The sequence below is a fragment of the Nocardiopsis codii genome (genome assembly GCF_036327455.1).
Taxonomy (GTDB): Bacteria; Actinomycetota; Actinomycetes; order Streptosporangiales; family Streptosporangiaceae; genus Nocardiopsis; species Nocardiopsis codii.
Genome location: NZ_JAUZMY010000004.1, coordinates 79,961 through 93,175 on the forward strand (window position 1 = coordinate 79,961; position 13,215 = coordinate 93,175).

10 protein-coding genes and 1 pseudogene are annotated in these 13,215 nt (G+C 71.0%); 5 read left to right on the forward strand and 6 right to left on the reverse strand.

The genetic code is table 11. The annotated features are described in order from the left end of the window. Window positions 1-74 precede the first annotated feature (74 nt). Both Q8791_RS05690 and lexA read right to left on the reverse strand, forming a co-directional pair. Window positions 75-1,175: an alpha/beta hydrolase family protein gene (locus tag Q8791_RS05690; protein ID WP_330090518.1), complete on the reverse strand. Its 1,101-nt coding sequence runs from the start codon at window positions 1,173-1,175 to the stop codon at window positions 75-77. A 195-nt stretch (window positions 1,176-1,370) separates the two neighbouring features. Continuing rightward, entirely contained in the window at window positions 1,371-2,090 is a 720-nt protein-coding gene (gene lexA / locus Q8791_RS05695) for a transcriptional repressor LexA (RefSeq protein WP_330090519.1), read from the reverse strand. 660 nt (window positions 2,091-2,750) lie between these two features. Here lexA and nrdR point away from each other — a divergent pair. Next, window positions 2,751-3,254: a transcriptional regulator NrdR gene (nrdR, locus tag Q8791_RS05700; RefSeq protein ID WP_330090520.1), complete on the forward strand. Its 504-nt coding sequence runs from the start codon at window positions 2,751-2,753 to the stop codon at window positions 3,252-3,254. A 151-nt stretch (window positions 3,255-3,405) separates the two neighbouring features. Next, window positions 3,406-5,902, forward strand: a pseudogene (locus Q8791_RS05705) (vitamin B12-dependent ribonucleotide reductase); the annotation flags it as partial. 395 nt (window positions 5,903-6,297) lie between these two features. On the opposite strand, the gene Q8791_RS05715 reads toward Q8791_RS05705, so the two are convergent. Further along, window positions 6,298-6,603 carry a hypothetical protein gene (locus tag Q8791_RS05715; protein WP_330090669.1) on the reverse strand — a complete coding sequence of 102 codons (306 nt, stop codon included), beginning with the start codon at window positions 6,601-6,603 and terminating at the stop codon, window positions 6,298-6,300. 314 nt (window positions 6,604-6,917) lie between these two features. On the opposite strand from Q8791_RS05715, the gene Q8791_RS05720 reads away from it, so the two are divergent. Both Q8791_RS05720 and Q8791_RS05725 read left to right on the forward strand, forming a co-directional pair. Beyond that, the gene (locus Q8791_RS05720; protein WP_330090521.1) at window positions 6,918-8,720 is read left to right on the forward strand and encodes an SPFH domain-containing protein; all 1,803 of its coding nucleotides are present in this window, start codon (window positions 6,918-6,920) and stop codon (window positions 8,718-8,720) included. Then, a complete protein-coding gene (locus Q8791_RS05725) occupies window positions 8,721-10,184 on the forward strand; it encodes an SPFH domain-containing protein (RefSeq protein ID WP_330090522.1) in 1,464 nt (487 codons plus the stop codon). 177 nt (window positions 10,185-10,361) lie between these two features. Here the strand turns inward: Q8791_RS05725 and Q8791_RS05730 are convergent, their stop codons facing one another. From Q8791_RS05730 to Q8791_RS05740, 3 genes are all read right to left on the reverse strand, one after another. Then, the gene (locus Q8791_RS05730) at window positions 10,362-10,553 is read right to left on the reverse strand and encodes a hypothetical protein (RefSeq protein WP_330090523.1); all 192 of its coding nucleotides are present in this window, start codon (window positions 10,551-10,553) and stop codon (window positions 10,362-10,364) included. Between the two features lie 241 nt (window positions 10,554-10,794). Further along, window positions 10,795-11,451, reverse strand: a complete 657-nt coding sequence (locus tag Q8791_RS05735; RefSeq protein WP_330090524.1) for a hypothetical protein — start codon at window positions 11,449-11,451, stop codon at window positions 10,795-10,797. Between the two features lie 73 nt (window positions 11,452-11,524). Next, window positions 11,525-12,097: a DoxX family protein gene (locus Q8791_RS05740; RefSeq protein ID WP_330090525.1), complete on the reverse strand. Its 573-nt coding sequence runs from the start codon at window positions 12,095-12,097 to the stop codon at window positions 11,525-11,527. A 320-nt stretch (window positions 12,098-12,417) separates the two neighbouring features. On the opposite strand from Q8791_RS05740, the gene Q8791_RS05745 reads away from it, so the two are divergent. Further along, complete coding sequence (locus Q8791_RS05745) at window positions 12,418-13,119, forward strand: ribonuclease HII (RefSeq protein WP_330090526.1); 702 nt, start codon at window positions 12,418-12,420, stop codon at window positions 13,117-13,119. The last annotated feature ends 96 nt before the right edge of the window (window positions 13,120-13,215 follow it).

A 13,215-nucleotide genomic window follows, 5' to 3' on the forward strand; every position in this document is an offset into this window, starting at 1 on the left:
GCGCCCGTGACCGCCGGCCCGCAGCCGGGGGCGCGGTCCGCGCCGGCCCCGGGCCGCCACACAGCCGCGGGCCGCTACCAGGCGTTGCCGAGGAACTCCTCCAGAGCCGGGGAGACCCCCTCGGCGAACGGTCTGTCCGTGTCCAGGACCGCCGCACCGGGCTCGTCCTCGAAGGCCCGGAGGATGTGGTCGGTGCCGGGCAGGTCCACGCGTTCCGCACCGTCCAACCCGGTCATGAGACGGTCCACGTCCCCACGGGAGACCTGGGCGTCGTCCTCCCCCCACAGGACCAGGACCGGGGTGCCCTCGGGCAGGTCCCGTCCCAGTTCGACCGGGTCCAGGCCGTCCATGTAGGAGAGGAATTCGGCGTTCCACGGGGTGTAGACGCCGAACTGGTCGCTGTCCTGCGACGTGATGTCGCGCCCGCCCCTGATCGCGGCACGCCCGGCCCGCATGTCCGAGAGGATCCGGACGGCCTCCGACTCCCCGAGCTGGCCCGTCCCCTCGGCCAGGCGGACCTGCTCGGTGACCTGCCGGTCGAGGAGGTCCAGGTAGCGGGTGCCCGGAGGGGCGGCCAGCACCAGTGCGGGCGAGGGGTGACCGGAGCCGATGAGCCGGTGGGCGCGCAGGGCGTAGAGGGCGCCCTCGCTGTGTCCGACGACGACCACGCGCCGGGGGTCCACCTCGGGCTGCGCGAGCAGTTCCTCGTAGGCCGCCACGACCTGCCGGTCGAAGACCTCGGGATCCACGGGGGTGATCCTCCGGACGCCGCCGGGTCCGGTCTCCTCCTCGACCTGCGGGTCCGGACCGCTGCCGAACTTGTCGTAGCGCAGAGAGGCCACACCCGCGTCGGCGAGCACACGGGACAGGTTCTGATTGGTGTCGGCGTCGGGCCGCGCGGGAGCGTTGCCGTCGCGGTCGGTCGGGCCGCTGCCGGAGATGATGAGCGCACCTGGCAGCCGCTCGGAGGCGCCGTGCGGAGCGCGGAAGGACGCGGACACCTCGTGTCCGCCGCCCTCGAAGGTCAGCTCGCGCTCGACGCCGACGACCCCGGGCGCCTCGGCCCCGTCGACGTCGGCCGGAGCGCAGGCGGCGGTGGAGAGCAGGACGGCGAGGACACCGCCGACCACAGCGGCGCGCGGTCGGGCGACGGGGGAGGAGAGTGGTGTGGACACGGTTTCAGCCTAGCGGTCCCGCCGGACGGACCCCCGTCGTCCACAGGCCCCCCGGGGCGGGCGGAGGCGGTTCCCGGCCGGGGCCCAGCCCCCGGGCCCGGCGGGTTCGGGCGGGCGCCGGAGGGCACAGCACGGCGCCCCCGGTCCGTCGGGGACGGTGCCGGAGGCGCGGGCCGGGCTGTCGCCGGGGCCGGGTCAGACGCGGCGCATGACCGCGACGACCTTGCCCAGGACGGTGGCGGCGTCGCCGTTGATCGGCTCGTAGGCGTCGTTGCGGGGCATGAGCCACACGTGGCCGTCCTCCTCGCGGCGCAGGACCTTGACGGTCGCCTCGTCGTCCAGCAGGGCCGCCACGATGTCACCGTTGTTGGCGTCCTGCTGCTGGCGGACCACGACCAGGTCGCCGTCGGTGATGGCCGCGTCGATCATCGAGTCGCCGACCACGGTGAGCATGAACAGGCGGCCCTCGCCGACCAGTTGGCGCGGCAGGGCTAGCACGTCCTCCACCGACTCCTCGGCGAGGATGGGACCGCCGGCGGCGATCCGGCCGACCAGCGGAACGGCGGCGGCGCGCGAGGGGTCGATGTCCTCGGGGGTCACGGTCTGGCCGGTGGAACGGCCGGGGGAGCGCAGTTCCACGGCCCGCGGGCGGTTCTGGTCGCGGTGCAGGTAGCCCTTGCGCTGGAGGACCTTGAGCTGGTGGGCCACGCTGGAAGGGCTGGAGAGGCCGACCGCTTCTCCGATTTCCCTTATCGACGGGGGGAAGCCCCGCTCGCGCACATACCGCTGGATGCAGTTCAGGACACTCTGCTGTCGAGCGGTGAGTTTGGGGGCTTCGGGCGTGGATCCACCCGCGTTCCCCACTGCGGTGAGAACGGTGGCGGAATCTGCGGTTCCGGGATTCTCCTCCGGCACGGCCGGGCCTCCTCGGCATTCGGTTCGGTCAGGGCCTGATTGCGTGACTGGCCACCACCGGTTCGCGACCGTGCCGACCTGGGGTCCGCGTGATGGCGAAACCAGCGTGAAATCACAGTCAACATTAGACGTTGCGCACGGTGATATCAAACAAGCGTTCGAGGCCCCAGGCCATTGTCCCGTGTGTTTTCGCGGTCAATTTCCGGCCTCTACTGACGTGTGTACACGTGTTCACGTGGTGCTGTCCCCGGAATACCCGAACACGTGTCCCCCGGGGGAGGTTCCGGTGGGATGTGGGACTGGTCTCCCGAATCCCCGGCATCAGGGTGAAACCTCCTCGTGGGGAGCACTTCCGGGTGCGACAGGCCGCCGGGGGCAGCGGATGCCGAGGGCCCGCGCCGCTATTCTTGTCGTCGGCGCCGACCGCCCCCGGGGCGGACCGGCTCCCCTTCGGATCCCACCCCGTGCCGCCGCCGACCGCAGGCCTCCGCCGCCGCGTGCCCGTGTGCGGGACACGCCGGTCGCCGGGTTGCGGGGCACCCCTCACTAGGCCTAGGTTCGACCACAACATCTGGTGCTCTCATGGGATGGATTGCCCAGGAGTTGTGGTTTAGTAGAGGTACAGGGTGTCGATTCGGTGAGGGAAGCAGGTGAACCAGGATGCACTGTCCGTTCTGCCGCCATCCGGACACCAGGGTGATCGACAGCAGGTCCACGGACGACGGCGCGGCCATCAGGCGCCGCCGCTCCTGTCCCGTGTGCGAGCGCCGCTTCACCACGCAGGAGACCGTCCTGCTGATGGTCGCCAAGCGCTCCGGCGTCACCGAGCCCTTCAGCCGTACCAAGATCATCGCCGGGGTGCGCCGGGCCTGCCAGGGCCGTCCCGTCTCCGAGGACGCCCTCGCCAAGCTCGGCCAACAGGTCGAGGAGGAGATCCGCGGACGCGGCGTCGCCGAGGTGCCGGCCCATGAGATCGGCCTGGCCATCCTCGGTCCCATGCGGGACCTGGACGAGGTCGCCTACCTGCACTTCGCCAGCGTCTACCGCGGTTTCGAGAGCCTCGCCGACTTCGAGTCCGAGATCGCCAGCCTGCGTCGCGACCGCGAGTCCGAGGGCGCGGACGGGGCGCAGGCCCTCCCCGAGAGCAGCACCACCACCGGGTAGCGCCCCGCGGCCGGGAGAGGGTCGCGGGCGGGGCGCCGCCGGGGCGGTCCGGCCACCGTGGGGTACCCCTCCCGTGACCGGCCCGCCCGTTTTCCAAGGACACCGTGCACGGTTGGGCAGGCCGTGCCCATGAGGCAGGGGAGACTCCACGATGACGGAGACAGCCAGCGGACCGACGGGACGCAAGGGCAAGGGGAACCGCAAGGGGCTGAGGATCAAGCGGGTCTTCACGACCCCCGGGACCCACCCGTACGACGCCCTGGAATGGGAGCGCCGCGACGTCGTCATGACCAACTGGCGCGACGGCACGGTCAACTTCGAGCAGCGCGGCGTGGAGTTCCCCGCGTCCTGGTCCATGAACGCCACCCAGATCGTGGCGAGCAAGTACTTCCGCGGCGCCGCCGGCACCCCCGAGCGCGAGTGGAGCCTCAAGCAGCTCATCGACCGCGTCGTCGGGGTCTACACCGAGACCGGCGTCAAGCACGGCTACTTCGCCGGCGACGAGGACGCGGAGATCTTCGACCACGAGCTCAAGCACGCCCTCGCCAACCAGCTCTTCAGCTTCAACTCGCCGGTCTGGTTCAACGTCGGGACGACCTCGGCGCAGCAGGTCAGCGCGTGCTTCATCCTCTCCGTCGACGACACCATGGAGTCGATCCTCGACTGGTACAAGGAAGAGGGGATCATCTTCAAGGGCGGCTCCGGAGCGGGTGTGAACCTGTCCCGTATCCGCTCCAGCAAGGAGCTGCTGTCCTCCGGCGGCACGGCCTCCGGCCCCGTCTCCTTCATGCGGGGAGCCGACGCCTCCGCCGGGACCATCAAGTCCGGAGGCGCCACCCGCCGCGCCGCCAAGATGGTCGTCCTGGACGTCGACCACCCCGACATCGAGGAGTTCGTCGAGACCAAGTCCCGCGAGGAGCACAAGATCCGTGCCCTGCGCGACGCCGGCTTCGACGTGGACCTGGGCGGCGCCGACATGTTCAGCGTCCAGTACCAGAACGCCAACAACTCCGTCCGGGTCTCCGACGCGTTCATGCGCGCCGTCGACACCGGGTCCGAGTTCGGCCTGACGTCCCGCACCACCGGCGAGGTCGTCGCCACCGTGGACGCCAAGGACCTGTTCACCCGGATGGCCAGGGCCGCGTGGGAGTGCGCCGACCCCGGCATCCAGTACGACGGCACCATCCAGGACTGGCACACCAACCCCGAGACCGGGCGGATCAGCGCCAGCAACCCGTGCAGCGAGTACCTGTCCCTGGACGACTCGTCCTGCAACCTGGCCTCCATCAACCTCCTGAAGTTCCTGCGCGCGGACGACACCTTCGACGTCGAGAGCTTCACCCGGCTCACCGAGCTGATCATCACGGCGATGGACATCTCCATCACCTTCGCGGACTTCCCGACCGAGAAGATCGGTGAGACGACCCGCGCCTACCGGCAGCTCGGCATCGGCTACGCCAACCTGGGCGCCCTGCTCATGGCCACCGGCCACGCCTACGACTCCGAGGGAGGGCGCGCCGTCGCCGCCGCCGTCACCTCGCTGATGACCGGCACCGCCTACCGCCGCAGCGCCGAGCTGGCCGGGGTGGTCGGACCCTACGACGGCTACAAGCGCAACGAGCAGGCCCACAAGCGGGTCATGCGCAAGCACGCCGCCGCCAACGACGACCTGCGCACGGTGACCTCCCTGGAGGAGCCGATCCACACCGCGGCCACCCGCGAGTGGGCCGAGTGCCTCAAGGTCGGTGAGCGCAACGGCTGGCGCAACGCCCAGGCGAGCCTGCTCGCGCCCACCGGCACCATCGGCTTCATGATGGACTGCGACACCACCGGTATCGAGCCGGACTTCTCGCTGGTCAAGTTCAAGAAGCTCGTCGGCGGCGGCTCGATGCAGATCGTCAACCAGGCCATCCCGCGCGCGCTCGCGAACCTCGGCTACCAGGACGAGCAGGCCGAGGCGATCGTCGAGTACGTCGCCGGGAACGGCCACGTCGTGGACGCCCCCAGCCTGAGGCCCGAGCACTACGAGGTGTTCGACTGCGCGATGGGCCGCCGCTACATCAAGCCCATGGGCCACGTGCGGATGATGGCCGCCGTGCAGCCGTTCCTGTCCGGCGCGATCTCCAAGACGGTGAACGTGCCGGAGGACGCCGCGGTCGAGGACTTCGAGCACATCTACTACCAGGGCTGGAAGCTCGGCCTGAAGGCGCTCGCCGTCTACCGCGACAACTGCAAGGTCGGCCAGCCCCTGTCCACGGGAGGGTCCGAGGAGAAGGCCGAGGAGAAGGCGGAGCCGCAGACGCGGACCGTCGAGGTGGCCCGTCCCGTCCGCCGACGCCTGCCGAAGAAGCGGCCGAGCGAGACCACGTCGTTCTCCGTGGGCGGCGCCGAGGGCTACATCACCGCGGGCTCCTACCCGGACGACGGTCTGGGCGAGGTGTTCATGAAGCTCGGCAAGCAGGGTTCGACCCTGGCCGGGGTCATGGACGCGTTCTCCATCGCGATCTCCATCGCCCTCCAGTACGGGGTGCCCCTGGAGACCTACGTGGACAAGTTCACCAACATGCGGTTCGACCCCGCGGGCATGACCGACGACCCGGACATCCGGATGGCCCAGTCGGTGGTGGACTACATCTTCCGCCGCCGTGGCCGTCGACGACACCCTCATCGGTATCGTCTCCGAACGCGACGTCGTGCGGGGCCTGGAACGGCGCGGGCCGGAGCTGCTCACCGCGCCCGTCGCCGACATCATGACCGCGGACGTCCACACGTGCACCGCCGAGGACACGGTGGAGGACGTCGGCGAGGTCATGACCCTGCGCCGCTTCCGCCACGTCCCCGTCCTGACCGAGGGCAGGCTCGTGGGCATCGTGAGCATCGGCGACGTGGTCAAGAGCCGCCTCCGGGTCCTGGAGGAGGACCGGGCCCAACTGGAGGCCTACATCCACGGAGGCTGACGTCCGGCGGGCCGGAGCCCTCACGGTCCCGCCCCCCTCGTGGGCCGCCCTGTCCCGGTCCGACCCCCGGTCCGGGGCCTGGGGCTTCAGTCCCGGCCGCAGTCCCCCGCGGCGACGGCGACCGCGGCGGTCGCCGCGGTCACACCGAGCACGGCGGGCCACGAGCCGACCTTCCTGGCCAGCGGGTGCGACAGGCCGAACGCGCCCACGTACACCGCGGTGAGCGCGACCGCCGTGCCCACACCGGAGCGGCGGCGCCAGGTCTCGAACGCGGCTGCGCCGAAACCGGCCAGCACCACCCCGCCCAGGGGACGGTTGCCGGTGGCACGGGCCACCGAGTAGCCGCCGATGAGGCCTGCGGTGGTGAGGACGGCGCTGGGTACTGCGGGCATCGTGCTTCCTTCCCTCGTACCGGCCGGAGCCGGCGCGGTGCGTGCGGGACCGACGTTATCCCCGCCCCGGTGGACGCGCCATGCGGCGCGCATGCGACAGGGGGAGGGGACGCCTCGTGGCCGGGGGCGCCGCAGGAGTGTCCAACCGTCACACTTCGGACTCCATGACTGGGTTTCGGGCATGGCTCATGACAAGGTTGGAGCCGTCCTCTAACGCGTCCCGGTGCACGGAACCGGTCCCGACCTGGAACCGGACCGGGGTACGCCGCGTCGAAGCGGATAGTTCCCGACCTCCGACCAAGGAGTCCCCGCCTATGTCGTTCGCGCAGACCGTGCGCGGCGCCGCCAGTGCCGTCGCCCAAGGGGGCGATCCGCGCCAGGCCGTGTCCGACGCGCTCCACCAGGCTTCCTCGCAGGCCACCGAGGGCAGTGGCCTCGATCCCCGTGACTTCGTCGCCGCCCGTGAGCAGGGCGACTCCGTCGGCACCCGGATCGAGCAGAAGAGCACCTCGCTCAACAACGCGGGCGAGGCCCTCAACCGCAGCTACTACGAGCGCGGCAGCGGCGGCCCGATCCACGTCATCTGCACCATGGTGATCCCCAAGGGCCGCACCTTCGTGACGATGCTCCCCGCGATCGTGCTCGTCGTCCTGGGCCTCTTCGGTGCCTTCGCCGTTCTCCTGCCGCAGGCCATCGCGGGCGGAAACCCGCTGATCAACCCCTTCTTCGGCATCCACTACTGGATCATCACCCTCGCGATCGCCGCGTTCATGTGGTGGCGCCAGGGCATGGTGATGGTGCCGGAGGGCTGCGAGGCGATCGTCACCCGGTTCGGCAAGATGGAGAACATCTACCAGCCCGGCCGGGTCACGCTCCTCAACCCCTGGAAGCGCGTCTCCTACATCGTCAACACCACCCGTGAGTACCCGTTCAACGCACCGATCCGCTCGGCTCCCACCAAGAGCGGGGTGCAGGCGTCCATCGACCTGTTCGTGCAGTTCAAGATCAAGAACGCCACCGACTTCGTCTACACGCTGGGCGGCGTGAACGGCTTCCAGGAGAAGCTCAACAACGCGATCAGCGAGACCACCCGGAGCCTCGTCTACGAGCAGGAGGCCTCGGCGATCTACGACATGGTCGGCGACAACACGCAGAGCCTCGTGGAGCAGCTCAACCGCCAGTTCAGCGGCATCGTCGAGCTGACCAGCGCCAACATCACCCACGCCGAGCCCTCCAACCAGGAGTACCGGATGGACCTGGCGGCGCCGGAGATGGTCCGCGTCGCCAAGGACGCCTACACCTTCGAGTACGAGCTCCAGCTGCGCAAGGAGCAGAACGAGGGCGACCTGAACAAGGAGCTGGCGACCCTCAACGAGACCCTCTCCGCGATCCAGGCCGACATCGCGCAGTACCAGGCGCAGATGGACACCGCCCTGGAGCGCGAGACCAACAGGGCGCGGGCCACCGCCCGCCAGCGCTTCGTCGAGGCCGAGTCCGAGGCCAACGCCAACGCCGCCCTCCTCCAGGCGCAGGCGCTGGACATCCGCGCGGTCAGCGCGGCCGAGGCCCCCGAGATCCTCAACTACCGCTTCCGGGAGAACCTCCTGGACAAGCTGGAGTCCGTCGCCGACAGCCTTCCGCAGGTCCTGCGGATCGGATCGGGCGACGCCGCCAGCGTCGACTACCTGCGCATCGCGCAGGAGATCATCGGTCAGGCCGACACCGCCCTGTTCTCCCAGGAGGACATGGAGGCCATCCGCTCCCGCCTCGGCGAGATCCGCGGCCGCATCGGCGAGCGCCAGCGTGAGATCGACTCGCTCATCGAGGACGACGGCGACGCCCGGAGCGAGCCGACCGGGGAGGACCCGGGCGAGGACCTGGTGGAGGAGATCCGCCAGTCCGTCTCCGAGCAGGCCATCGACGAGCGCCTCTCCGACGCTCCTCAGCAGTCCCAGGGGCCCGTCGACGCGGATGCCGCCCCGGCCCCGTCCGGGCAGGCGCCGTTCGACGCCCCGCCGCCCGCGGGCAGCCCCTATCAGAACCCCGAGGACCCGCCCCTGCCGCCGTGGTCGCAGCGCGGCCCGCAGGCATTCGGTCCGGACCAGGGAGGTCAGTAGATGAGTCACTCCGTGAACGCCGGCGGCGGCTCCAGCATCAAGGAGTCCCTCGCCTCCTGGAGCGATCTGGCGGGCCTGCTGCGCGGCGGCGACCAGGGCGCGATCGTCCCCGTCGTCATACCGCGCGACAACCGCGGCCTGCGCTGGATGGTCCTGGTCTGGTTCGGCTTCTTCGCCCTGTGCGCGGCGCTGATGATGACCCTCAACGCCCTCGGCGGAGGGGCGGCCGGGGTCGCCTACACCGTGTTCTCCATCCCGACGCTGATCGTCGGTGTGCTCAGCATCGTCGCCGCCGGACTGTGGTGGTGGCGCGGCTCGATCGTCGAGATCGAGGAGGGCACCCACGGCATCCTCACCAAGTACGGTGCGATCGTGCGACCGATCGGCCCGGGGCGCCACTACCTGTGGCACCCGTGGTCCCGCGTCGACTTCGTGGTGGACACCCGGACGGAGATCCCGTACACGGCTCCGGTCCTGGCCTGCCCCACGCGTGAGAACGTGCCGCTGAAGTCGATCGAGTTCTTCCTCAAGTTCCAGATCACCGACCCGATCCGGTTCGTGACGATCATCGGCGCCAGCAACTTCGACCTGGTGCTGTCCAGCGCGGTGCAGGACGCCATCCGCCAGCGCAGCCGCCAGGTGAACACAGAGTCCGCCTACGACCTGCGCGGGTCCAACGTCGAGGACATGCGCCGCCTCCTCAACGGCCAGCTCGAGAAGTACGGCGTGCGGATCACCGGCTGCAACATCCCCGACGTGCAGCTGCCCAACCAGTACCAGCAGCACCTGGCCACCCGTGAGCGGGTCGCCAAGGAGCTGGTCGCCTACGAGCAGGAGTGGGAGCTGACGCGCAAGCGCCGCATCGACACGCTGCTCATGGACATCGAGCGGTCCAAGAAGACCCGTGACGCGAAGATCGTCGAGGTCAACGCCTCCCTCAACAAGGCGCGCAAGGACGTGGCGCAGATGCTGGAGGAGCAGGTGACCGAGGCGCAGCGGGTCCGCTACGAGATCGAGACGCGCGGACGGGCCGACCTGGTCGCCGCGGAGAACGAGGCCAAGGCGCAGCAGCGCCTCGCGACCGCCTACCGGGACAACCGGGCCGTGCTCGAGTACGAGCTGGCCCGACGCCGCCTGGACGTCGGCGCTGTCCTGGCCGAACGGGCGCCGCGCCCGGTCGTGGTGCAGACCGAGGCGGGATCCGGGGACAACTCGGCCCTGTCGACCCTCATCACCGCGCAGCTGCTGCCCCAGGTGCTGAACGGCGGGGGTACCGCACGCGCCTCGCTGGGATCGTCGCCGGACGGCGTCCGCGACGCCGTGGACTCCGCCCAGGGCGCGGTCGCCGCCGCCGCGGAGCGCCAGCAGCAGATGGCGGACGAGTACAGGAGACAGCAGGAGGGCGCGATGCGCCAGCAGTACGAGAACGGCGAGGGCTACGGCGGGCAGGGCCGCCGGCGCTAGGTCGTTCTTGAATCCTTCCGGGCTCGCGTCCGCCGACCCGAGAGCCCTCCGAGGACACTCGCCGACCGTCGCCCCGCAGCCGGGGGCGTGACAGCGAAGGACCCGCGACCGGGACAGGTCGCGGGTCCTTCTCGTGTGCGGTGGCCGGAGGCCGACCCGGGGCGCGGAGGCTCGGGCTCAGCCCGCGAGGGTGAGCTCGGAGTAGCCCGCCCCGAGGTCCATCCCGTGCCGGGCCGCGATCTCCACCAGGTCCTGGATCTCGCCCGCCTGGGCGCTGGCCAGGTCGTCGTCGCCTATCGCGTGGGCCCGGCGCAGCGCGGTGATCGAATCGTGGATGCGCACGTGAAGGGTGAGCGCGAACTCGCGCATGAAGCATCTCCTCAGGGTTGGCGACGCCGCCTGGGGGAGGAGGCGTGCTCCTCCCGTGGGGGCGCCTCCCTGTGTACAGGCCGAAAGTGAGAGCCGTATTGGAACGGGACAGCGGACGGCAAAGAACCGGGTAAGAAGAGGCGACCGCCCAGCGAACCGGCGGGAACCCGGAGCGCGGACGACGGCGCCCCGGTCCCCCGGGCGCCGGGGGCGCCGGGGCGCCGTGGGAAGGAAAACCGCGTCAGTGGTCGACCCACACGTACCAGTCGCCGGAGACGCGCTCGTAGATCTTCGAGCCCTGACCCGGGATGAAGACCCCCTCGGGAACCTCGCCCGTGCTGTAGGCCAGGCCGGAGGGCCCGAAGAGCCCCGAGCCCTCGACCGTGAAGTGCGTGATGTCCTCGGTCACCGAGATGCTGCGCAGCGAGTACAGGCCCACCTGCTGGCCGTTGAGCGGGATGGTGGTCGGGTCCTCGGCCTCCTGCCGGAGGGCGAGCAGGTCCTCGGAGGAGGCCTGCACCCGGGCCTGGAGCGGGAGGTCGGCCGCGGACACACCGATCGCCGCGGCGGCGATCAGCGGAGCGGCGATCCAGCGCAGCCAGTAGTGGCGGATCATCGGCCGGGCCACGGCCAGAGCGATCCCCAGGCGCAGCGCGCCCATCCCCGCGAGGAGGAGCCCGCCGACCAGGCCGACGAGGAACGAGGGCAGGTGACCGGCCGGGACGCTGTCCTCGAACAGCAGCACGAGGCCGACCACACCGCAGGCGGGGATGTAGAGCCGACCGGGCGGGCGTGAGGCCCAGCTGATCATGCGCTGGCCGAGCGTCGGTTTCCCGGCGATCTCGATCAGTTTGGCCACGGACCCGTCAGGGGTCGGGCCGGGAGCTGCGGCGGACATGGCGTTCTCCCCCACCGAATCCGTGTGGAGACGCGGCCCCGAGGCACGATGGAGAGGGGCCGGGCGAGCCGCGTCAGAGGCGATACGGCCGTCGTAGCGCGGCCTGTCCCACAGGATAGAGCAGTGGCGGCGCGTGTTCGGGGCGGCGAGGGGAATCGGTGGTTGTTTTCCTCGGTGTTACCGGGGGTTTGCGGCCCGGGTTCCGGGGCCTCTCGAACACCTTCGGGGCCAGGACGAGGTAGTCCCAGGACCACCGGCCCGAGCTGACCGCCATCAGGAGGCACACGGCCGTGACCAGCGCAGTCGTCGCCCATGAGGAGAACGGGGCCAGGTCCGGGGAGCCCGCGGTGAGGGTGCCCAGCACCGCTGCTCCGGCGAGCATCGGGCCTGTGAGCCATGTGAGCAGACCCACGGCGAAGGCGAGTGAGAGGGAGACGAGCAGGGCGGGGAGGATCTGCGCGCCGAAGGTCGCTCCGGGCATTCCGGAGACGGACAGGTGCCCGGTCACCGCCTCCTCCCGCCCCCGGAGCGCGAGGCCGTACTCGGCGAACATTCCTCCCACACCCACCCGGGTGAGGGTGGCGACGATGTCGTACAGGCGCCCTCGGGGAATCCGTGGCCGGGGATACGGCTTGGCGCGCTGCATGTCCATTCCTCCCGGGCGACCCGGCACGGCAGTCCTCACAAGCGGAAACTACCGAAAGTAATCACTGATGACTCGTTGTGACATACGGCGAGTCGCACAAAGTACGCCGGATGCGCGCCCGGTGCCCGGTCCGACGCCTCCCCCCGGCCGGTCCCGGTCCCGGACGGACACGGGGAGGGGCCGGCCGCACCGGTGTCCACGGGCCGGGGCTCGCACGGCGGACGGAACATCGGCGCCGCCGTGCTCGTCACCGCCCCGCGGCCGCCCCTCCCTCCCGGGAACGGGTACGGGAGGAGTCGGTCCCGTCCTAGGGTGGGAGGGTGCCGACGACTTCCAAGACAGCCACGACGCCGCCCGCCGCCCCGACGTTCGAGGTCGAGAACGAGCTCCGCTCCCTCGGGGCGCGGGTGGTCGCCGGGGTGGACGAGGTGGGCCGGGGCGCCTGGGCCGGGCCCCTCCTCGTCTGCGCCGCCGTCCCGGGCGAGGGAGAGCCCCCCGCGGGGCTGACCGACTCCAAACGCCTCACCCCCAAGCGCCGCACGGAACTCGCCGAGCAGCTCCGGCCCTGGGTCGCCGACCACGCGTTCGGCTGGTCCGCGCCCGAGGAGATCGACGAGGTCGGCATGACCGAGGCCCTGCACCGGGCCTCCCGCCGCGCGCTGGACGCCCTCACCCCGCGCCCCGACGCCGTCGTCCTCGACGGCAGGCACGACTTCATCGGCCGCCCCTGGCGGGTACGCACCCAGGTCAAGGGCGATCTCACCTGCGTCAGCGTCGCCGCCGCCGCGATCCTGGCCAAGGTCCACCGCGACGCCCTCATGGCGGACCTCGCCGCCGACCACCCCGGGTACGGGTTCGAGCGGGCCGCCGGCTACCCCTCTCCCGTGCACCGGGCCACGCTCGCCGAGTCCGGGCCGACACCGCACCACCGCATGAGCTGGGCCTACCTGGACGACCTGCCCCGCTGGAGGCACCTGCGCCGGATCCGGCCCGCCCCGGGAGGACAGATCCCCCTCCTCTGAGACCGCCGACCGGGCGGGGGAGGCCCCGCCCCACCCGCGCCTCGTGTGACGGCGGGCAGGGGCACGGCGCACACGACACGCCGCACCGCACTGGAC

Coding starts and splice junctions, on each gene's coding strand:
- Q8791_RS05740 (WP_330090525.1), bottom strand. CDS start 12,097: ATGCAGCGCGCCAAGCCGTATCCCCGGCCACGGATTCCCCGAGGGCGC.
- nrdR (WP_330090520.1), top strand. CDS start 2,751: ATGCACTGTCCGTTCTGCCGCCATCCGGACACCAGGGTGATCGACAGC.
- Q8791_RS05720 (WP_330090521.1), top strand. CDS start 6,918: ATGTCGTTCGCGCAGACCGTGCGCGGCGCCGCCAGTGCCGTCGCCCAA.
- Q8791_RS05715 (WP_330090669.1), bottom strand. CDS start 6,603: ATGCCCGCAGTACCCAGCGCCGTCCTCACCACCGCAGGCCTCATCGGC.
- Q8791_RS05735 (WP_330090524.1), bottom strand. CDS start 11,451: ATGTCCGCCGCAGCTCCCGGCCCGACCCCTGACGGGTCCGTGGCCAAA.
- Q8791_RS05730 (WP_330090523.1), bottom strand. CDS start 10,553: ATGCGCGAGTTCGCGCTCACCCTTCACGTGCGCATCCACGATTCGATC.
- Q8791_RS05725 (WP_330090522.1), top strand. CDS start 8,721: ATGAGTCACTCCGTGAACGCCGGCGGCGGCTCCAGCATCAAGGAGTCC.